The sequence below is a fragment of the Afipia sp. GW822-FHT03D08 genome (assembly GCF_058801645.1).
This window is the reverse complement of record NZ_JBXANK010000001.1, coordinates 2,971,703-2,992,729: the sequence shown is the minus strand read 5'-3', so window position 1 is coordinate 2,992,729 and position 21,027 is coordinate 2,971,703. Positions and strand designations below refer to the sequence as shown.

Annotated in this window: 19 protein-coding genes; 8 read left to right on the top strand and 11 right to left on the bottom strand. The window is 62.3% G+C overall.

Annotated features, from left to right (window positions below):
- Positions 1–66 precede the first annotated feature (66 nt).
- The 4 genes from AC1RM7_RS14790 to AC1RM7_RS14775 all read left to right on the top strand — a co-directional run bounded on the left by AC1RM7_RS14790 (position 67) and on the right by AC1RM7_RS14775 (position 4,726).
- Positions 67–1,431 (top strand): murein hydrolase activator EnvC family protein, encoded by a 1,365-nt coding sequence (locus AC1RM7_RS14790; RefSeq protein WP_034460562.1) that lies wholly within the window; start codon positions 67–69, stop codon positions 1,429–1,431.
- Positions 1,428–2,771, top strand: coding sequence for a S41 family peptidase (locus AC1RM7_RS14785; RefSeq protein WP_024920219.1), 1,344 nt, complete (start codon positions 1,428–1,430; stop codon positions 2,769–2,771). Before AC1RM7_RS14790 ends, AC1RM7_RS14785 begins: the two co-directional genes overlap by 4 nt.
- 157 nt (positions 2,772–2,928) lie before the next feature.
- Positions 2,929–4,122 (top strand): divergent polysaccharide deacetylase family protein, encoded by a 1,194-nt coding sequence (locus tag AC1RM7_RS14780; RefSeq protein ID WP_024920218.1) that lies wholly within the window; start codon positions 2,929–2,931, stop codon positions 4,120–4,122.
- A gap of 103 nt (positions 4,123–4,225) precedes the next feature.
- Positions 4,226–4,726 carry an RNA pyrophosphohydrolase gene (locus tag AC1RM7_RS14775; protein WP_024576667.1) on the top strand — a complete coding sequence of 167 codons (501 nt, stop codon included), beginning with the start codon at positions 4,226–4,228 and terminating at the stop codon, positions 4,724–4,726.
- A gap of 65 nt (positions 4,727–4,791) precedes the next feature.
- Here the strand turns inward: AC1RM7_RS14775 and AC1RM7_RS14770 are convergent, their stop codons facing one another.
- The 5 genes from AC1RM7_RS14770 to AC1RM7_RS14750 all read right to left on the bottom strand — a co-directional run bounded on the left by AC1RM7_RS14770 (position 4,792) and on the right by AC1RM7_RS14750 (position 9,736).
- On the bottom strand, positions 4,792–5,202 hold the full coding sequence (locus tag AC1RM7_RS14770; protein WP_024920217.1) for a F0F1 ATP synthase subunit epsilon: 411 nt from the start codon (positions 5,200–5,202) through the stop codon (positions 4,792–4,794).
- Positions 5,203–5,207: 5 nt separating this feature from the next.
- A complete protein-coding gene (gene atpD, locus AC1RM7_RS14765; RefSeq protein WP_006023207.1) occupies positions 5,208–6,638 on the bottom strand; it encodes a F0F1 ATP synthase subunit beta in 1,431 nt (476 codons plus the stop codon).
- A gap of 40 nt (positions 6,639–6,678) precedes the next feature.
- Positions 6,679–7,554, bottom strand: coding sequence for a F0F1 ATP synthase subunit gamma (locus AC1RM7_RS14760; RefSeq protein WP_006023208.1), 876 nt, complete (start codon positions 7,552–7,554; stop codon positions 6,679–6,681).
- A gap of 89 nt (positions 7,555–7,643) precedes the next feature.
- Complete coding sequence (gene atpA / locus AC1RM7_RS14755; protein WP_024920216.1) at positions 7,644–9,176, bottom strand: F0F1 ATP synthase subunit alpha; 1,533 nt, start codon at positions 9,174–9,176, stop codon at positions 7,644–7,646.
- The gene (locus tag AC1RM7_RS14750; protein ID WP_006023210.1) at positions 9,176–9,736 is read right to left on the bottom strand and encodes a F0F1 ATP synthase subunit delta; all 561 of its coding nucleotides are present in this window, start codon (positions 9,734–9,736) and stop codon (positions 9,176–9,178) included. The genes atpA and AC1RM7_RS14750 overlap by 1 nt, the downstream gene beginning before the upstream one ends.
- Before the next feature lie 586 nt (positions 9,737–10,322).
- On the opposite strand from AC1RM7_RS14750, the gene AC1RM7_RS14745 reads away from it, so the two are divergent.
- Positions 10,323–11,396 carry a methyl-accepting chemotaxis protein gene (locus AC1RM7_RS14745; protein WP_024920215.1) on the top strand — a complete coding sequence of 358 codons (1,074 nt, stop codon included), beginning with the start codon at positions 10,323–10,325 and terminating at the stop codon, positions 11,394–11,396.
- Positions 11,397–11,763: 367 nt separating this feature from the next.
- Positions 11,764–12,216, top strand: a complete 453-nt coding sequence (locus tag AC1RM7_RS14740) for a septal ring lytic transglycosylase RlpA family protein (RefSeq protein WP_006023212.1) — start codon at positions 11,764–11,766, stop codon at positions 12,214–12,216.
- Positions 12,217–12,304: 88 nt separating this feature from the next.
- Here AC1RM7_RS14740 and AC1RM7_RS14735 read toward each other — a convergent pair whose 3' ends face one another.
- Positions 12,305–14,479, bottom strand: coding sequence for a primosomal protein N' (locus tag AC1RM7_RS14735; protein ID WP_034460565.1), 2,175 nt, complete (start codon positions 14,477–14,479; stop codon positions 12,305–12,307).
- A gap of 99 nt (positions 14,480–14,578) precedes the next feature.
- Here AC1RM7_RS14735 and AC1RM7_RS14730 point away from each other — a divergent pair, with 99 nt between their 5' ends.
- Entirely contained in the window at positions 14,579–15,565 is a 987-nt protein-coding gene (locus AC1RM7_RS14730; protein WP_034460567.1) for a tyrosine recombinase XerC, read from the top strand.
- Positions 15,566–15,687: 122 nt separating this feature from the next.
- The gene (locus AC1RM7_RS14725) at positions 15,688–16,278 is read left to right on the top strand and encodes a DUF4337 domain-containing protein (RefSeq protein WP_006023215.1); all 591 of its coding nucleotides are present in this window, start codon (positions 15,688–15,690) and stop codon (positions 16,276–16,278) included.
- Between the two features lie 63 nt (positions 16,279–16,341).
- Here AC1RM7_RS14725 and AC1RM7_RS14720 read toward each other — a convergent pair whose 3' ends face one another.
- The 5 genes from AC1RM7_RS14720 to odhB are packed head-to-tail and all read right to left on the bottom strand — an operon-like array spanning position 16,342 to position 21,005.
- Entirely contained in the window at positions 16,342–16,869 is a 528-nt protein-coding gene (locus tag AC1RM7_RS14720; protein ID WP_006023216.1) for a hypothetical protein, read from the bottom strand.
- A 44-nt stretch (positions 16,870–16,913) separates the two neighbouring features.
- A complete protein-coding gene (lpdA, locus tag AC1RM7_RS14715; protein ID WP_024920211.1) occupies positions 16,914–18,317 on the bottom strand; it encodes a dihydrolipoyl dehydrogenase in 1,404 nt (467 codons plus the stop codon).
- A 29-nt stretch (positions 18,318–18,346) separates the two neighbouring features.
- Positions 18,347–19,090, bottom strand: a complete 744-nt coding sequence (locus AC1RM7_RS14710; protein WP_024920210.1) for an SDR family oxidoreductase — start codon at positions 19,088–19,090, stop codon at positions 18,347–18,349.
- Positions 19,091–19,114: 24 nt separating this feature from the next.
- A complete protein-coding gene (locus tag AC1RM7_RS14705; protein ID WP_024920209.1) occupies positions 19,115–19,756 on the bottom strand; it encodes a LysE family translocator in 642 nt (213 codons plus the stop codon).
- A 4-nt stretch (positions 19,757–19,760) separates the two neighbouring features.
- Positions 19,761–21,005 (bottom strand): 2-oxoglutarate dehydrogenase complex dihydrolipoyllysine-residue succinyltransferase, encoded by a 1,245-nt coding sequence (gene odhB / locus AC1RM7_RS14700; protein ID WP_024920208.1) that lies wholly within the window; start codon positions 21,003–21,005, stop codon positions 19,761–19,763.
- Between the last annotated feature and the right edge of the window lie 22 nt (positions 21,006–21,027).

The window sequence follows — 21,027 nt, the reverse complement described above, 5'->3', positions numbered from 1 at the left end:
GTGTATTCTGTTCGCAAAACCGGTGCCGACTTTTGCGAAATACGCGCATGAAAGACCCAACCGCACGTGACTGACGCGACAGGTTATGCAAGCTCGCCAACACTGCGCCGGCTGACGCGCGGAGCGGTTTTGCCGTTGTCGCTGGTGGCTTCCACTTTGCATATCGCAGGCATCGCGCCGGCCTTCGCGCAGGGCGCAACCAAACAGGTTGCCGCGCCCGACCCCGAAGCGATCAAGCAGCGTACCCAGGAGCTGGAAGCTGCGCGCGATCAGCAGAGGAAGGCCGCCGAACTTGAGAAGAAGCTCAAGGCCGACATTGCCGCCATCGGTCAGGACCGCTCCAAACTCAACCAGCAACTGATCGGCATTGCCTCGCAGGTGCGCGACGTTGAAGGCAAGATGGCCGACACCGAAGGCCGGCTGCGCCCGCTCGATGCGCGCGAGCTTCAGATTCGCGCCTCACTCGAATCGCGCCGCGATGAAATTTCCGAGGTGCTCGCCGCCCTCCAGCGCGCCGGACGCCGCGCACCGCCGGCGCTGTTTGTAAGACCCGAAGACGCGCTGCAGTCGCTGCGCACCGCGATGTTGCTCGGCGCTGTGGTCCCGGAGATGCGCGCACGCGCGGCCAAGCTTGCCAGCGATCTGGGCGAACTGGTCAGCTTGCGCAAAAACATTTCGGAAGAGCGCGACCGGCTCGCCAGCGATCGTGACAAGCTGAATGACGATCGCACACGGCTCGCGGCGCTGGTGCAGGAACGGCAAAAGACACAGACCGAGGCCGAAAAGGATATGGAAGCTGAGCGGCAGCGCGCGATCGCGCTGTCCAGGCAAACCGAAAACCTTCAGGACCTGATCGCCAAGATGGAGCAGGAGGTCAAAGCGGCCGCAAAGGCCGCCGCGACAGCCGAATTGAAAGGCACGCCGGCCTCTCTCAACGGCAAGCCCGATCTCGGGGCCTTGAAGGACCCGGGGCGGCTGAGCCCGGCCATAGCTTTCGGTTCCGCAAAGGGCTTATTGCGAATTCCGGTTAACGGCACCCGGATCCGCAATTTTGGCGGTTCTGACGGCACCGGAGGCCAGGAAAAGGGCATTTCCATCGCCACGCGGCCCGGCGCGCAGGTGACAACACCTTGTGATGGCTGGGTTGTTTACTCCGGCCCGTTCCGGAGCTACGGACAACTCTTGATCCTCAATGCGGGCGGCGGGTATCATGTGCTTATCGCCGGTATGGAACGTATTTCGGTCACGATCGGGCAGTTTGTTCTAACTGGAGAACCGGTCGCGACGATGGGGACCACGTCTCAGGTCGCGTCAATTCTGGCGGCTGCGTCCAGCCAGCCTGTGCTCTACATCGAGTTCCGTAAAGACGGCGCTCCAATCGATTCTGGTCCATGGTGGGCCGCAAGTGAAGGCCAAAAGGTTCGCGGATGATGCGCAAGACTTCCCTGGTTCTCCTCAGCGTCGCAGCAGGCGCAGCGGCAACACTCCTTCTCACCCAGCCCCGCTCGGCTCTGGTGGGATCGACGGCGCGCGCCGCGTCGTCAGACACATACCGTCAGCTCAATCTGTTCGGCGATGTATTCGAGCGCGTCCGCAGCGACTATGTCGAGAAGCCGGACGACAGCAAGCTGGTCGAGACCGCGATCAGCGGCATGCTCACCGGCCTTGATCCGCACTCGAGCTACATGGACGCGAAGAGCTTCCGCGACATGCAGGTGCAGACGCGCGGCGAATTCGGCGGCCTCGGCATCGAAGTCACGATGGAAGATGGCCTTATCAAGGTTGTGTCGCCGATCGACGAGACGCCGGCCTCCAAGGCTGGCATCATGGCCAACGACATCATTTCTCAACTCGACGATGAAGCGGTGCAGGGCCTGACCCTGAACCAGGCCGTCGAGAAGATGCGCGGTCCGGTCAACACCAAGATCAAGCTCAAGATCATTCGCAAGGGCCAGGACAAGCCGCTTGATATCACGCTGACGCGCGACAACATTCGCGTGCGTTCGGTGCGCGCGCGCGTCGAGAGCGACGATATCGCCTATATTCGCATCACGACCTTCAACGAGCAGACTACCGAAGGCCTGAAGCGCGAGATGGCGAACCTGACCACGCAGATCGGTTCAGACAAGCTCAAGGGCTACATTCTCGACCTGCGCAACAATCCGGGCGGCCTGCTTGAAGAAGCCGTGTCGGTGTCCGACGCATTCCTCGATCGCGGCGAAATCGTCTCGACCCGGGGCCGCAACGCCGAGGAAACCCAGCGCCGCACCGCCAAGCCCGGCGATCTCGCCAAGGGCAAGCCTGTGATCGTGCTGATCAACGGCGGCTCAGCATCGGCGTCGGAAATCGTTGCCGGTGCGTTGCAGGACCACAAGCGCGCGACCCTGCTCGGCACCCGCTCGTTCGGCAAGGGATCGGTGCAGACCATCATTCCGCTCGGCTCCGGTAACGGCGCGCTGCGGCTGACCACTGCGCGTTACTTCACGCCGTCGGGCAAGTCGATTCAGGCCAAGGGTATCATCCCGGATATCGAAGTCCTGCAGGATGTGCCGGAGGATCTGAAGTCGAAGACCGACACCAAGGGCGAAGCCTCGCTGCGCGGCCATCTCAAGGCCGAAGGTCAGGAAGAGACCGGATCGCAATCCTACGTGCCGCCGGATGCGAAGGACGACAAGGCGCTGAAGATGGCTGCGGACCTCCTGCACGGCATCAAGCAGACCACCTCGGCTCCTGCTCCGACCGACAAGGCCACCAACAAGGCCGCGAACTAAAGCGCAGGCGAACATCTCAATTCGATCAGGGCGGCCTTCCGGGCCGCCCTTTTTGCTGGCTGTCCGCCGTCTGATCGCTGCGGAACCCAAGCCTTTGCGGCCCACCGTACCGGGGCCGTGATAGGATTCGGCGATTGATTCGCGAGGGTTGAGGGCAGTGACCACCGACGATCTGAGCGCCCCGCTCGGACAGGACCGGCCGCGCAAGCGGCGATACCGGCTTCCGTTCACGGCACCGCAGGCGATCGCGGGGCTGTTCGGGCTGTTTCTCGTGGTCTTTCTCGGCTTCGCAATTTTCAACCAGAATCCGATGGGCGGCGAGCCGCTGGCGAAGGTGTCCTACGATCCCGCCAAGCTTCCCGCGGAGACCGCCGCGAAACCCGCCAGCGCTAACCCCATAGCACCCAAGGAAGCCGCTAAGGAACCCGCCGCAGGACAGCAGACCGTGACCATCATCGACGGCTCCAGCGGCGCCCGGCAAAGCGTGATTGTGGGGGGCGGCACGGAGACCGCAGCGGCGGCAGATGCGCCGCCGGCCATGATCGCGGGCGTCAATCCGAAGCTGCTGGAAAGCTCGCGCTACGGCATGATCCCGGTCGCCGCCGATGGGCTGAAATCCTTCCGCGCCTATGCGGCAGGCGGCGACGCCGAGCGCGCCGTCGCCGCGAAGAAGCCCGTGGTCGCAATCGTTATCTCCGGCCTTGGCGTCGGCGCCGCGAAAACCGCCGATGCCATCACCAAGCTTCCCGGTGCCGTGACGCTCGCTTTCACACCCTACGGCTCAGACCCCGGCAAGCTGGTGGAACGCGCCCGCGCACAGAAGCACGAGGTTCTGTTGCAGGTTCCGATGGAGCCGTTCGATTATCCGGATAACGATCCCGGCCCGCAGACGCTGCTGACGACATTGTCCGCCGAGCAGAACGTTGACCGCCTCGCCTGGCATATGAGCCGGTTTCAGGGCTACGTCGGCATCGCCAATTTCATGGGATCGCGTTTTGTCGCAACCGATACGGCGATGCAGCCGATCGTCAAGGAAGCCGCAAAGCGCGGCCTCGCCTGGCTCGACGACGGCAGCGCGCCGCGCAGCGTCGCTGGCGTGATCGCGGAAGGCCAGTCGATGCCCTTCGCGAAAGCCGATGTCGGCATCGACACCGTGCCGACGCCGGCGGAGATTGACCGCGCGCTGGCGCGGCTGGAAACACTGGCGAAAGAACGTGGAACAGCCGTGGGCGTCGCATCGGCGCTGCCGATTTCAATCGAGCGCATCGGAACCTGGGCCAAACAACTGGAGGGCCGCGGTATCGCGCTGGTGCCGTTGACAACGGCCATGCTGAAACCAAAATCAGGCTAAGTGGCCGCCGTGATCGGAACTGATCGCCCGGCATGGTCACGCAAACGAGAGAACAAGGCGCGATTGGTGCTGATACCGGTCGGGGATCAAAGGCTTTAGCAGTATGGCGCGTTACGACGATCTGCCCTACCGGACCTGCGTCGGGATTACCCTGATCAACCCAGAAGGGCTTGTATTCATCGGCCGCCGCATCGGCGGCCCGGAACATGTCGACCAGACTCATGTCTGGCAGATGCCGCAAGGCGGCGTCGACAGTGGTGAAGATACCTGGGCCGCCGCCAAGCGCGAGCTCTACGAAGAGACCAACGCCCAATCGGTCGAAAAGCTTGGCGAAGTTTCCGAATGGCTCACTTACGACATTCCGCGCACGGTGGCCGGACGGGCCTGGAAGGGCCGCTTCCGCGGTCAGAAGCAGAAGTGGTACGCGATGCGTTTCACCGGCAAGGACAGCGAGATCAATGTCGCATCACCCGCCGGTCACAAGGCGGAGTTCATCGACTGGCGCTGGGAGCCGATGAAGAATCTTCCCGAGCTGATCGTGCCGTTCAAGCGCCCGGTTTATGAGCGTGTGGTTCAGGAATTCACGAAATTCGCGGGAAAATAATCTGTCGCCTGAATCAAAAAAGCCCTGCGTTGCAGGGCTTTTTACGTTTCCGATCAACCTGTCGTTCAATGCATCGCGGTTGAATTGACGACCTGCCGCTGAATGGTCTTGAAGTGGTCGAGTCGCTCGATCGCCTGATCGAGGACCGTGCCTTCCTTCTCCTTCAGATCCTCTTCCATCTGAGCGATGCTGTCGGCGAAAGCCGCCAGGTCCAGCTCAGCCACCGCCGTCGCGGTGTCCGCAAGAACCGTGAGGCCCTTGTCGGAGATTTCCGCAAGGCCGCCGAGCACGATGACCTTCTCGTGCTTGCCGCCAGCGGTAATCGTCATGACGCCAGGACGGATCGTCGTGACCAGCGGCGAATGCCCGGCCATCACGCCGAGATCGCCCTCGACGCCGGGAATATCGACCTGCTCGACTTCGCCCGAGAAGGCGATTCGTTCAGGCGATACGAGATTGAAGTGGAAGGTCGCCATCGTGATTACGCCGCTTCCGCTGCGAGCTTCTTGCCCTTCTCAACGGCTTCTTCGATGGTGCCGACCATGTAGAACGCGGCTTCCGGCAGGTGATCGTACTTGCCGTTGCAGAGATCCTTGAAGCCCTTGATGGTATCGGCGAGATCGACGAACTTGCCCGGCGAGCCGGTGAAGATTTCAGCGACGTGGAACGGCTGCGAAAGGAAGCGCTCGACCTTGCGGGCGCGAGCCACGGTCAGCTTGTCCTCTTCCGACAGTTCATCCATGCCCAGAATGGCGATGATGTCCTGCAGCGACTTGTAGCGCTGCAGCACCTGCTGGACGAGACGCGCGGTCTGGTAGTGATCTTCGCCGACGATCAGCGGCGAGAGCATGCGCGAGGTCGAGTCGAGCGGGTCAACCGCCGGATAAATACCCTTTTCAGAGATCGCACGGTTCAACACGGTCGTTGCGTCCAAGTGGGCGAACGAGGTTGCCGGCGCCGGGTCGGTCAAGTCGTCGGCCGGAACGTAAATGGCCTGCACCGAGGTGATCGAACCCTTGTTGGTGGTGGTGATGCGCTCCTGCAGCGCGCCCATGTCGGTGGCGAGCGTCGGCTGATAACCCACCGCCGAAGGAATACGGCCGAGCAGAGCGGACACTTCCGAGCCTGCCTGGGTGAAGCGGAAGATGTTGTCGACGAAGAACAGCACGTCCTGGCCCTGATCGCGGAAGTGTTCTGCGACGGTCAGGCCGGTGAGGCCGACGCGGGCGCGGGCGCCCGGAGGCTCGTTCATCTGGCCGTACACGAGGGCGCACTTCGAGCCTTCGCCGCCACCCTTCTTGTTGACGCCCGATTCGATGAACTCGTGATAGAGGTCGTTGCCTTCACGGGTACGCTCGCCGACGCCTGCGAACACCGAGTAACCGCCGTGCGCCTTCGCGACGTTGTTGATCAGCTCCTGAATCAGCACGGTCTTGCCGACGCCGGCGCCGCCGAACAGGCCGATCTTGCCGCCCTTGGCGTAAGGCGCCAGCAGATCGACAACCTTGATGCCGGTGACGAGAATTTCAGCTTCGGTCGACTGGTCGGTGTAGAGCGGCGCTTCCTGATGGATGGCGCGGTCGCCTTCGGCCTTGATCGGGCCCTGCTCGTCGACCGGCTCGCCGACGACGTTCATGATGCGGCCCAGCGTGCCGGCACCCACCGGCACCTTGATCGGCGCGCCGGTGTCTTTCACTTCCTGGCCGCGGACCAGACCTTCGGTGGTGTCCATCGCGATCGCGCGCACGGTGGATTCACCGAGATGCTGCGCGACCTCGAGCACCAGACGGTTGCCCTGGTTGGTGGTTTCGATGGCGTTGAGAATGGCCGGCAGATAGCCGTCGAACTTCACGTCGACGACGGCGCCGATAACCTGCGAAATGCGTCCGGTCTGATTGGCGGGTGATGCCATGGGATAGTCTCCTTAAAACTCGGTCTGTGCGGCGGTCGGCTCAGATGGCTTCGGCGCCGGAGATGATTTCGATCAGTTCCTTGGTAATCATCGCCTGGCGGGTGCGGTTATAGATCAGCGTCTGCTTGCGGATCATGTCGCCGGCGTTGCGGGTCGCGTTGTCCATCGCGCTCATCTGCGCGCCGTAGAACGACGCGTTGTTTTCGAGCAGCGCGCGGAAAATCTGCACCGCGAGATTGCGCGGCAGCAGGCTCGAAAGAATTTCGTCTTCGGCAGGCTCGTAGTCGTAGATCGCGGCCGCGCCGGATGTTTCCTTTTCCTCGAGCACCAGCGGAATGATCTGCTGCGCGGTCGGGACCTGAGCGATCACCGACTTGAAGCGCGAATAGAACAGCGTGCAGACATCGAAGTCGCCCGCCTCGAACATCGCGATCACCTGCTTGGCGATGTCCTCGGCATTCTTGAAGCCGAGCACCTTCACCGAGCGCAGCTCGACATGCTCGACGATCTGCTTGTCGAACTGACGGCGGAGCTGCTCATAGCCCTTGCGGCCGACGCAGAAGAACTTGACGTCCTTGCCCTGGTTCATCAGCGACAGCGCCCGTTCACGCGCCAGGCGCACGATGGACGAGTTGAACGCGCCGGAGAGACCGCGCTCGCCGGTGCAAACCAGCAGCAGGTGGACCTTGTCGTTACCGGTGCCGGTCAGCAGCGCCGGTGCAGAGCCCGAGCCGGAAGCTGCGCCCGCGATATTGCTGATCACGGCGTCCATGCGCTCGGCATAGGGACGCGCCGCTTCGGCCGCGGTCTGGGCACGGCGCAATTTCGACGCCGCGACCATCTGCATGGCCTTGGTGATCTTCTGCGTCGCCTTGGTGGAGGCGATGCGGACACGCATGTCCTTGAGAGACGCCATTCTTTATCTCACCCTGACGATCCAGCCGAACGCCGGATCGCAACCCCGAATTCGCCGCGCACGATAAGGATCGGCGCGGCGATGATTTCTTAAGCGAACGTCTTGGCGAAGCCTTCGACCGCGGCCTTGAGCTTGCCGGCGCTATCGTCGGACAGGTCCTTCGAGTCGCGAATCGCGTTGAGAAGATCGACGTGCTTGCCGCGGAGCAGCGAGAGCAGGCCTTCTTCGAACTCACGCACCTTGGCGACCGGAATAGCGTCGAGGTAACCGTTGACGCCGGCGTAGATCACCACGACCTGCTCTTCCATCTTCAGCGGCGAGAACTGCGGCTGCTTCAGAAGTTCGGTCAGGCGCGAACCGCGCGCCAGCAGGCGCTGGGTCGACGCGTCGAGGTCGGAGCCGAACTGCGCGAACGCCGCCATTTCGCGGTACTGCGCAAGCTCGCCCTTGATCTTGCCGGCGACCTTCTTCATCGCCTTGGTCTGGGCCGAGGATCCGACGCGCGACACCGACAGACCGACGTTCACCGCGGGACGGATGCCCTGAAAGAACAGATCGGTTTCAAGGAAGATCTGGCCATCGGTGATCGAAATCACGTTGGTCGGAATGTAGGCCGACACGTCGTTGGCCTGGGTCTCGATGACCGGCAGCGCGGTCAGCGAGCCGTTGCCGTGGTCGTCGTTGAGCTTCGCGGCGCGCTCGAGCAGGCGGGAGTGCAGGTAGAACACGTCGCCCGGATATGCTTCGCGGCCCGGCGGACGGCGCAGCAGCAGCGACATCTGGCGGTAGGCGACGGCCTGCTTGGACAAGTCGTCATAGATGATAACGGCGTGCATGCCGTTGTCGCGGAAGTACTCGCCCATGGTGCAGCCGGTGAACGGCGCGAGGTACTGCATCGGCGCGGGGTCCGACGCGGTCGCTGCGACGACGATGGAATATTCCAGCGCGCCCTGCTCTTCGAGCACCTTCACGAACTGTGCGACGGTGGAGCGCTTCTGGCCGATCGCGACGTACACGCAATACAGCTTCTGGCCTTCCGGAGCGCCGGCAACGTTGAGCGGCTTCTGGTTGAGAATGGTGTCGAGCGCGATCGCGGTCTTGCCGGTCTGACGGTCGCCGATGATCAGCTCGCGCTGGCCGCGGCCGACGGGGATCAGGGCGTCGATCGCCTTGAGGCCGGTGGCCATCGGCTCGTGCACCGACTTGCGTGGAATGATGCCGGGCGCCTTGACGTCAACGCGCTTGCGCTCCGTCGCCTGGATCGGGCCCTTGCCGTCGATCGGGTTGCCGAGCGCGTCGACGACGCGGCCGAGAAGCCCCTTGCCGACAGGCGCGTCCACGATGGCGCGGGTGCGCTTGACGGTCTGACCTTCCTTGATCTCGCGGTCGGCACCGAAAATAACGATACCGACGTTGTCGCTTTCAAGGTTCAGCGCCATGCCGCGCGTGCCGTTCTCGAACTCGACCATTTCACCGGCCTGGACGTTGTCCAGACCATAGACGCGGGCAATGCCGTCGCCGACCGAGAGAACCTGACCGACTTCAGAGACTTCGGCTTCCTGGCCGAAATTCTTGATCTGGTCCTTGAGGATTGCGGAAATTTCCGCGGCGCGGATGTCCATCAGCCTGCCTCTTTCATCGCGTGCTTGATCGAATTGAGTTTGGTGCGAAGCGAGCTATCGACCATGCGGCTGCCGAGCTTAACGACAAGCCCGCCGATGATTGACGGATCGATCTTCACGTTGAGATCGACGTCCTTGCCCGACACTGATTTCAGTGCGGCCTTGAGAGCGTCGAGATTGGTATCGCTGAGCGGCTCGGCGACGGTGACTTCCGCGGTGGCCTCGCCCTTGAATTTGGCGACCAGCGCGCGGAAAGCCCTGATGACATCGGCCACGGCGAACAGCCGGCGATTGGCAGTCAGGACTTTCAGGAAATTCGCGGCGACGCCGCTGATGCCGGCCTTGTCCAGCACGGCGCCAAGCGCTTTGGCCTGCGCATCGGCGGTAAACACCGGGCTGCGCACAAGCCGCAGAAGATCAGGGCTGTCGGCAAGCAGGGCGGAGAACTTGTCGAGGTCAGCCTTCACGGCATCGACCGACTTCTGGTCGCGCGCCAGTTCAAACAAGGCCGTCGCATAACGGCCGGACACGCCAGATACTGAGGGATCTTCAGCTGCCACAAAAATCTCTTCTAGCTATCGAATGACCAAGGAAACGACCATCGCTGGAGAACGGCGTCAGGCACGACACCAAGCGATCCAAGTCCTTGGAATTCAAGCGGGACTTCGATTTCTGGCCGGAGCGATCTACCCAGCAGCCCAAAATCGCGGTTTTGCTAACATAGGGCGCGCGCAGGTGCAACATGACGGCGATTGCGAACGCATTTTTGGTGGTGCCGGTTTGTCGCACGCCTCGCGTCACACTCGTTGCTGCGCGCGGACAGAATTCCTGAGCGTTTGTGCTTGCTACACAGCGCTCCACCCGGCCGCCGCAACGCCTGTGCCTCGTCCTCAGATATTGACGCTCTCATTGCGCCCGAGCCCCGTGCATCCGGGATTGCCGCCGGTTGCCCAATTTTGAGTCCTAAAGCATAGAAAAGCAGCACAAACCGCAGCTAACCATTTGGAATTAATGAATAATTTATTGAATGCGCGATTGTACTTATATGACGATCCGTCATCATTGCGCATCGCACAACAGCGATTCGGACCGGCAATGGCGCCGGCCCGTCACGGCTTCGGCTCGTGAAGCAATACGTGGTGAGCAATGCCGCTTCCAAAAACAATATCAGCCGGCCCGCGCGCCGGCGAAAACCCCGTTTCCATTTCCGAACTCATTGAACTGACCAACGACCTGCGAACCAGCGCGGCCGACAAGATCAGCGGCATCCAGCGCGTCACCGGTTCGCTTCGCATGCTCGCATTGAATGCGATGATCGAAAGTGCCCGCGCCGGCACTCATGGCCGCGGATTCTCCGTGGTCGCAGCCGAGGTGCGCGAAATCGCCGCCAATGTCGGGCTGATTTCCGAGCAATTGCAAAAAGAGCTTACGGCGCAGATCGATTCATTGAGCGCTCACACTCAGTCCATGGCCAATGCAGCGATGGGAACGCGCATGGTCGATCTTGCGCTGAATGCCATCGAGATTATCGATCGCAATCTTTATGAGCGAACCTGCGATGTGCGGTGGTGGGCCACCGACAGCGCCGTCGTCGATTGCGCGGCGAACGTAACGCCGCAATCGGCCGCCTATGCGTCCAAGCGGCTCGGCGTGATCCTCAATGCCTATACCGTTTATCTTGATCTCTGGCTCTGCGATCTGCACGGCAAGGTGCTCGCGAATGGACGGCCGGATCGCTATTCGGTCGCGGGGCTCGATGTCTCGCAGGAGCCATGGTTCGTGCAGGCCTCTCGGCTGACGTCTGGCGACGATTATGCTGTCGGCGACATCAGCGTCGCCCCCGGCCTGAAAGGCGCGCAGGTCGCAACCTATGCGGCATCCGTGCGGACCGGAGGGGAAAGCCATGGCGCTCCCCTCGGCGTTCTGGCGATTCACTTCGACTGGGCGCCTCAGGCTGAGACCATTGTCCGCGGCGTCCGCATCGAACCGGAAGAGAAGACCAGGACCGCTGTGCTGCTGGTGGACGCACATCGCAGGGTCATCGCATCATCGGAGGGGACAAGCACCCTGGACCAGCATTTTCAGATCGAAACCGGGAACCAGTCGCACGGGTTTTACACCCGGTCCGATGGCACGACCGTCGCGTTCCACGCCACCCCCGGCTACGAGACCTATCGCGGCCTCGGCTGGCACGGCGTGATTGTGCGACGGCCTGACTGATTCGCCGAAAAGCCAGCTCACCGGCGATGAAGCTCCAAAATTAACAAGCCGCCCGTTTTACGCATGCAGCATTGCAAAATGTGCATGCGGGAAACCATTTGGGCAATTTTGCGTTTACTTCGGCTAGCCTACAATTTTGTGAACTCTACAGTATTGAAAAGTATATTTCAGTTGTATGCTCCTACATGTTCAGTAATGGAATAGTGACGAAGGCTATTTCTACGTATCAGACAAATACGTGATGATCTAAGGAACAAAATTCCTCGCCGCGCTTATGCCTCATTATGGGATGATCCATCCGGCCACGTAAACGCTGGCTCGATTTAGCCAGACGTCGGATGGATATACCAGAACGAGGGACAACTATATGATCGACGCTATCAAGCGCGTGCCGGGGCAACCCGTGAAAAATCGGAATGCCTCCATCGCTTTGATCGCCGTCGGCATGCTGGCGCTCACAGCCTCAGCCAGCGAAGCCGGCCATCGCAAATCTTCTCATGAAAAGTCTTGGCGCGACGCCAACGCCTCAATCAGTTCCGGCCGCAGCTTTTCCGGCAAGGCCTCCTATTACGGCAACGAGTCCGGCAGCAAGACCGCCTCGGGCCAGCGATTCAACCAGAACGCCATGACCGCCGCCCATCGCACCTTGCCGTTCGGGACCAAGCTCAAGGTCACCCATGGCGGCCGCAGTGTGGTCGTCACGGTCAATGACCGTGGCCCGTTCATCAAGGGCCGGGTGCTCGATCTGTCGAAGGGCGCGGCTCAGGCCGTGGGTCTCACCGGTCGCGGTGTCGGACACGTGGTCGCAGAAGTTCAGTAAGCGTTGCGTTGAGTACAGTGTTGCGTTGAGTAGCGTGACTTTGAGTTGAAAAGGCCGGCGCCAGTTGCGCCGGCCTTTTTCATGGGGGTTACAAGAAGCTCTGCGGATCGATGTCGATCTCGAGCTTCAGATTGCCCTTCGTCTTCGGACCTGCCGCCAGCCATTCCCGCATATAGGCGGAGAGATCGATGCTGCGCACCGACTTCACCAGAATCCGAAACCGGTAACGGCCCTTGATGACGGCGAGCGGAGCTTCGGCGGGGCCAAGCACCTGGACGCGCTCGTCAAGCGGCGCAGCTGATGCAAGTTTGCGCGCGAAACCTTCCGCGGTCGGACGATCACCTGCTGAAATGATCAGCGACGCCAATCGCCCAAACGGCGGATACAGCGCACGCTCGCGCGCGTCGATCTCGCTGGCATAAAATGCCTCGCGATCCGACGCGACCAGCGCCTTCATCACCGGATGTTCCGGCTGATGGGTCTGCAAATACCCAACACCCCGGCCTTGCTCCCGCCCGGCGCGGCCGATCACCTGATTGAGCAGTTGAAACGTGCGCTCGGCGGCGCGCGGATCGCCGTTGCCAAGACCCAGATCCGCATCGACGACGCCAACGAGATTGAGACGCGGGAAGTTATGTCCCTTCGCCACCAGTTGCGTGCCGATAATAATATCGACACGCCCTTCCGCGATCTCGTTCAGTTCCGAGCGCATGGTCTCGATGTCTGTGATGAGATCGCTCGACAGCACCATGGTGCGCGCGTCCGGAAAAAGATTCGCAGCTTCCTCCTGCAAACGCTCGACGCCGGGACCGATGGCGGCGAGGGATTCCTCGGCGCCGCAGTGCGGGCACTGATGCGGCCGCGGCATCGAGAAGCCGCAGTGATGGCAGACCAGTCGTTGGCGAAACCGGTGATCCACCAGCCAGGCATCGCAGATGGTGCAGGCAAAGCGATGTCCGCAGGCGCGGCACAACGTCAGCGGTGCATAGCCGCGGCGGTTCAGGAACAGCAGCGCCTGTTCCCTACGCTCGATTGCGATTTTTACTTCTTCTGCCAAACGCGGTGAAATGAACCGCCCGCGCGCAGGCCCCTCGCGTTTAAGATCGATGGCCTCGATCTGCGGCATGTGCTGACCACCGAACCGCGATGGCAACGCAACGCGGCGATAGCGGCCCTTGCGTGCGTTGACTTCGGACTCAACCGAGGGCGTCGCCGAACACAGCACGACCGGAATCTTCGCGATGGAGCCACGCACCACCGCCATGTCGCGTGCGTGATAGTGAGCGCCTTCGTCCTGTTTGTAGGCCTGGTCGTGCTCTTCGTCGACGATAATGAGCCCGAGATCGGCGTAAGGCAGAAACAGCGCGGACCGCGCACCCACCACCACCGGCGCATCGCCCGCCGCGACCGCAGCCCAGTTGCGCGCGCGGGTGCGCGGCGTCAGTTCCGAATGCCATTCGATCGGCCGCACCCCGAAGCGCGCGCTGAACCGATCGAGGAATTGGCCGGTCAGTGCGATCTCCGGCATCAGGATCATCGTCTGCCGGCCACGCCTGATATTTTCGGCGACCGCCTCGAAATAGACTTCGGTCTTGCCCGAACCCGTCACGCCGTCAAGCAACGCGACCTGAAACTCGTCCTTCGACACGAGGTCTTTCATCGCGTCCGCCGCGATGCGTTGCTCCGGCGAAAAATCCGGCTCAGCGAACGAGGGGTCCGGAGATGGCGGCGCCAGATCGCGCGGCAGCGGCTCGATAACCAGCGTTCCTTCGTCGACAAGGCCGTCGACCACGCCGGCGCTCACGCCGGCTTCCCTGACCGCATCGGATTTCGAATGCAGCAATCCGTCCGACAGCACGTCGATCAGACGGCGCCGCGCGACCGTCATACGTTGCGGTGGCGCGCCAACCAGCCGCACGCCCATGCGCACGCGCTCGGGCCCGAGATGCTCGCCCATGCGCAGCGTCATCCGCAGCACCATGCCGCGCGCGGACTGCGTGTAGTTGGCGACCCAGTCGACAAAGCTGCGCAGCTCGGGCTTGAGCGGCGGCACGTCGAGCTTTTCGCCGGTCTCCTTCAGGCGATTGTGCAGCCGGGGATCGGGGTTCGGATTGTCCGCCCAGACCACCGCCGTGACATCGCGCGCCCCCAGCGGAACACTCACCACGTCGCCGGGATTCAGCTCGACGCCGTCGGGAACGCGATAGGAATAGGTCTGGTTCAGGGCCACGGGGACGAGGACGTCGACAACTCGTCTTGCCATGGCCAAAGGGGTCCGGATTAAGGGGTGAATAAGGAAAAGGGTGCGATAAACCGATTCCTGTCAAGCGCAGGTATCTCAGACATGGGTATCGCGAGACATATGATGGTCAAAGCCGTCCCCGCAACCGAAGCCAGCCCGCAAGGCGCGCAGCTCACCTGCGCCGCTCCCGATCTGCTGGCCGAAATCACGCGCTGGCTGTCCCATTTGCGTGCCGAACGGCGGCTGTCGCCCAAAACGCTGGAAGCCTATGCGCGCGACCTGCGCCAGTGCCTCACCTTTCTGAGCGAGCACTGGGGCGGCCTTGTCACGCTCAAGCAATTTGCGGGAATCGAAGCCACAGATGTCCGCGCCTTCATGTCATCACGGCGGGCCGACGATATCGGCGGACGATCCTTAATGCGCGCACTGGCCGGCCTGCGCTCATTCGGACGGTTTCTCGAACGCGAAGGCAAGGGCAAGGTCGGCGCGTTGTCCGCGATCCGCGCGCCGAAGATCGGCAAGAGCTTGCCGAAACCAATCCAGATGACATCGGCGCGGCAGATGACCAACGCGGACATCCGCGCCGGCGAAAACCGTGAACCATGGATCTGGGCGCGTGACGCTGCGGTAATGGCGCTGCTCTACGGATCGGGCCTGCGCATCTCCGAAGCGCTCGGGCTCAAGCGGCGCGACGTGCCGTTGCCGGGCAAGGGCGATGTGATCGTCGTCACCGGCAAGGGCAACAAGACCCGCATGGTGCCCGTGCTGCAAAATGTACTCGCCTTGATTCAGGACTATGTCGCGATGTGCCCGCACATGATTGCACAGGATGGCGCGATCTTCGTCGGCGCACGCGGCGGCCCTCTCTCACCACGCATCATCCAGTTGACGATGGAGCGGCTGCGCGGCGCACTCGGACTGCCCGACAGCGCGACACCCCATGCGCTGCGGCACTCCTTCGCTACCCATCTGCTGACACGCGGCGGCGACCTGCGCGCGATCCAGGAATTGCTCGGCCACTCGTCGCTCTCGACCACGCAGATCTACACCGGCGTCGATGCCGACAGGCTGCTCGACGTCTACAAGACGGCTCACCCAAGAGCCTAGGTGATGACCTGACACAAATTTGTCGCGCCAGATTTGTCCTGCCAGCTCATAACGATCCCCTTGCGCGCGGACCGCAGTTCGGTCAATCGTTGCGCTCGTTTTGACCGGGAGGGATACCGAATATGGGCGCACATGAAAGCATGGAGCACGCGGAGCACGCCGAGCACGCCTCCGGCTCCAACAAGAAGATCGCATTGCTGATCGCGGTGATCGCGCTTTTCCTCGCGCTGTCCGAAACCCTCGGCAAGGGCGCCCAGACCGAATCCATCAGCAAGAACGTCGAAGCCTCGAACCTGTGGGCCTTTTTCCAGGCAAAAAGCATCCGCCGCACGGTGGTGCAGTCGGTGTCAGAGCATGCCAAGCTGAGCCTCGGCCTGTCCGGCGACGAAGCCCAGAAGGCCGCGCTGGCCAAGCAGATCGACGATTGGACCAAGACCGCCGCGCGCTATCGTTCCGAGCCGGAAACCGGCGAGGGATCCGAACAGCTCGCCGCTCGCGCCAAGGAGGCCGAGCATGCCCGCGATCTCGCCATGGCGCGTTATCACCACTACGAGGTGGCTTCCGCTGCATTCCAGATCGGAATTGTGCTCGCTTCGGCGACCATCATCACCGGCATGGTCGCACTGGCGTGGGTTTCAGGTCTGCTTGCAATCGCCGGACTTGCCTTCACCGCAATCGGCCTGTTCGCACCCCATGCCGTACACCTGATGTAGCACCGATGCAGTGCCTGGTTCTCGGTGCGACGGGACGTGTGGGCCGTCACATTGCGAATCGCCTCACGACGACGAACGCGACGCCTGTATCCGCCGGCGCAGACGTGCGATGAAGCCGGGCGAAACGCGGCGGCGAACGTGCCTTATCCAGTGCTGAATGGCGAGCTTGAACGGCGCGACGATAGCCAGCGCCCGCAAGCGCAGATCGAGCACAAGCTCATAGAGCCTGTGGAACCAGGCCATCTGCAACAGTTTCTCGCGCGTCACATCGAACACGAACGCGACGATGCCGACGCCAAGAACCTTCTGAAAAACAATCAGCGTGGTCGCACAAACAAAGTATTTGTGCGCCAGCAGCCATGCCGCGACGAAATTGAGCGGGAACAGAACGATGACCGGCACCGCGAACACGATCAGCGTCAGGCCCGGCGACAAATGCTCGATAAGATCGGCAAGCCATGCCTTGAGCCGAGGCAGCGGAATCAGCGCGACAACGCGCGCAATAACCGGCTCGACGCGATCCCACAGCCACGCTTCGACCAGGAAGATCAGCGCGAGCAGAACCCAGAGCGGACGAAGCAGCCGGCGCATGATGGATTCTCATCCCTCATGACCGGCTGAATGCCGGTCCACTATCACATATGGATAGCGCGCTTCCCGACCGCAAGCGCGGCTTCCTTGACCGCTTCCGAGCGCGTCGGATGCGCGTGGCAGGTGCGCGCGAGATCTTCCGCGGAACCGCCGAACTCCATCAACACCGCGGCTTCGTGAATCATTTCACCGGCTTCGGCGCCGACGATGTGGCAGCCGTAAACGCGATCGGTCTTCGCGTCCGCGAGGATTTTCACGAAGCCGTCCGTGGTCTGGTTAACCTTGGTGCGGGCGTTCGCGGTGAACGGAAACTTGCCGACATTGTAGGCGATGCCGGCCTGCTTCAACTCTTCTTCCGTCTTGCCGACGGACGCGACCTCCGGGAACGTGTAGATCACGCTCGGGATGACATCGTAATTGGTGTGACCGGCCTGCCCCGCGAGAATTTCAGCGATGGCAATGCCCTCGTCTTCAGCCTTGTGCGCCAGCATCGGTCCGGCGATCACGTCGCCGATGGCATAGATGCCCTTCACGTTGGTCTGGAAGTGACCGTCGGTCTGCACGCGGCCGCGCTGATCGAGCTCGACGCCCGCTTCCTTCAAACCAAGGCCTTCGGTGTAAGGCGTGCGTCCGATCGACAGCAGCACGACATCGGCATCGATCACTTCCGCCGCGCCGCCCGCGGCCGGCTCAACGCTGACCTTGAGCACCTTGCCGGACGTATCGACACCGGTGACCTTGGCGCCGAGCTTGAACGCAACGCCCTGCTTTTCCAGAATGCGCTGGAACGACTTGGCGACCTCGCCGTCCATGCCGGGAAGAATCCGGTCGAGGAATTCGACGACGGTGACCTGCGCGCCAAGGCGACGCCACACCGAGCCGAGTTCGAGCCCGATCACGCCGGCGCCGATCACCAGCAGCTTCTCCGGCACCTTCTCAAGCACCAGAGCGCCGGTGGAAGATACGATGCGCTTTTCGTCGATCTCGACGCCCTTGAGCTTCGCGACATCGGAGCCGGTGGCGATGACGATGTTCTTCGTCTCCAGCACCTGCGTCTTGCCGTCGTTGCCGGTTACTTCGACCTTGCCAGCGCCCAGAATCTTGCCGGTGCCTTCATAGGGGTCGATCTTGTTCTTCTTGAACAGGAAGGCGACACCCTTGGTATTGCCGTCGACGCCGTCTGTCTTAAACTTCATCATGGTCGGCAAATCGAGCTTCGGCTTGCCGACATTGACGCCCATCTTCGGCAGCATGTGCGTGACTTCTTCGAAACGCTCCGAGGCCTGCAGCAGCGCCTTGGACGGAATGCAGCCGATGTTGAGGCAGGTGCCGCCGAAGGTCGCGCGCTTCTCGATCACCGCGACCTTCATGCCGAGCTGCGCCGCGCGGATCGCACAGACGTAACCGCCGGGACCGGTGCCGATAACGATGAGATCATAAGAAGCCATGAGAATTGTCCTGTACTCGGAAGTGAAAATTATCGGCCGCCGGAAACATCGACGATTGTGCCTGTGACATATGACGCCTCGTCCGACATCAGCCAGACAACGGCATTGGCGATTTCGTCCGCGGTACCGACGCGCTTCATCGGTATCGTATGGGCCAGCCGGTGCGCGCGATCCGGCTCGCCGCCGCTGGCGTGGATTTCGGTATCGATCAGCCCCGGGCGGATGCCGTTGACGCGAATGCCCTCGGCGCTGACTTCACGCGCGAGTCCGACCGTGAACGTATCGATCGCGCCCTTCGAGGCGGCGTAGTCGACATACTGCGCCGGAGAGCCCAGCGTCGCGGCCACGGACGAGAGATTGACGATCACGCCGCCGCTGCCGCCGTGCTTGCTGGACATCCGCTTCACCGCCTCGCGCGCGCACAGAATGCTGCCGACGACATTGACATTCATCATGCGGGTGAGACGTGCAGCGGACATTTCATCGACGCGCGCCGTCGCATCGACCACGCCGGCATTGTTCACCAGGGCGCCGAGCTTGCCGAACGCGTCCGCCTGCCTGAAGAGATAGAGAATGTCGGCCTCATTGCCGACGTCGCATTTCACCGCGATGGCCTTGCCGTTGCTGGCTTCAATCTTCCCGACGACCTCGTCAGCAGCGGCCTTGTTGCTGGCATAGCCGACCACGACCTTGTAGCCGCGCTTCGCCGCAGCCAGCGAAGTCGCGCGGCCGATGCCGCGGCTTCCTCCGGTGACGATGGCGACGCTATCCATTAGAACCAATCCCTCGCACGAACGTCAGTTTGCTTTTTGAAGAGCGATTCGAACACCCAGTCCGATCAGAACGAGCCCCGTCGCACGGTCGATCCAGTGTCCGATCCGCTCATAACCCGCGCGCATCGAGCGCGTCGTTAAGAACACCGCGACAAAGCTGAACCACACCGCAAGAAATACGGCCAGTGCGGCTCCGTACGCGAACTGCGTCATCACAGGCGTCTCGTGCGAAACGATCGTGGCAAAAAGCGAGACGAAAAACAGCGTCGCCTTGGGGTTCAGAAGATTGGTGAGGAAGCCCACGCCGTACGACGTGGCGATATTGCGCGCGCTGCCTGTGGGAGCGGTGGCAGTCCTGTCGAGGGTTTGAGGTGAGCGGCGGCTCACCGTCAACGACCGGACGCCGAGATAAGCCAGATAAGCCGCCCCGCACCACTTCACGATGGTGAAGATCAGGACCGACTGCGCAACGATCAGGCCCACACCGGTCACGGTATAGGCGACATGGACCATGATCGCTGACCCGACACCGATGGCCGACGCGATTCCCGCCCGCCGCCCAAAACTCACGCTCTCGCGAAGGACGCAGGCGAAGTCCGCGCCCGGCGCGATTGCCGCCAACACGAAGACACCGAACAACGCAAGGAATTCGGGCGGCAGATGCATCGGCTTACAGATCCAGCACGAGGCGCGCCGGATCCTCGAGGTTTTCCTTGACGCGAACGAGGAAGGTCACGGCTTCCTTGCCGTCGATGACGCGGTGGTCGTAGGAGACCGCGAGATACATCATCGGGCGGATTTCGACCTTTCCGCCGATGGCGACGGGCCGCTCCTGAATCTTGTGCATGCCGAGAATGCCGGACTGCGGCGCGTTCAGGATCGGCGTCGACATCAGCGAACCATAGATGCCGCCATTGGTGATCGTGAAAGTGCCGCCTTGCATCTCTTCGATCTTGAGCTGACCGTCGCGGGCGCGCCGGCCGTAGTCAGCAATGCTCTTTTCGATCTCAGCGATCGACTTGTGGTCGCAATCGCGCACCACCGGCACGACGAGGCCCTTGTCGGTGCCGACCGCGACGCCGATGTGATAGTAGTTCTTGTAGATCAGGTCGGAGCCGTCGATCTCGGCGTTGACGGCGGGCACGTCCTTGAGCGCCTGCACGACAGCCTTGGTGAAGAAGCCCATGAAGCCGAGCTTGGCGCCATGCTTCTTTTCGAACGCATCCTTGTAATGAGCGCGCAGGGCCATGACGTTGGTCATGTCGACCTCATTGAAGGTCGTGAGCATGGCCGCGGTGTTCTGCACCTCCTTGAGGCGGCGCGCGATGGTCTGGCGCAGACGCGTCATCTTCACGCGCTCTTCACGCGCGGCATCGTCGGCAGGCGACGGCGCGCGCACCTGCACGGCGGCGGCGGGCTGATTGAGCGGCGTCGCCAGTGAGGCGGCCTTTTCGATCGCGGCCAGCATGTCGCCCTTGGTAACGCGGCCATCCTTGCCGGAGCCCGGAACGGTCGAGGCATCGATCCCGGATTCAGCGGAGAGCTTGCGCACCGACGGCGCCTGCGGCGCGTCGGCGGGTGGGGATTTCTGTGCGGGCGCAGGCGCGGCGGCGGCGGGCGCGGCAGACTTCGGCGGCTCAGCAGCCTTGGCCGGAGCCGCGGCGGGCTTGGCGCCGCCTGCGCCTGCCGTGATCTGTCCAAGCAGCGCGCCGACTGCGACGGTCTCACCGTCCTTGGCGATAATTTCATCGAGGGTGCCCGCGAACGGCGCGGGCACTTCGATGGTCACCTTGTCGGTTTCGAGTTCGACCAAGGGTTCGTCGACAGCGACGGCATCGCCGGCCTTCTTGAACCAGCGGCCGATAGTGGCCTCGGTGACGGACTCGCCCAATGTCGGAACGCGAATTTCAGCCATTTCTCTTTCCCCTTGCGTCGTG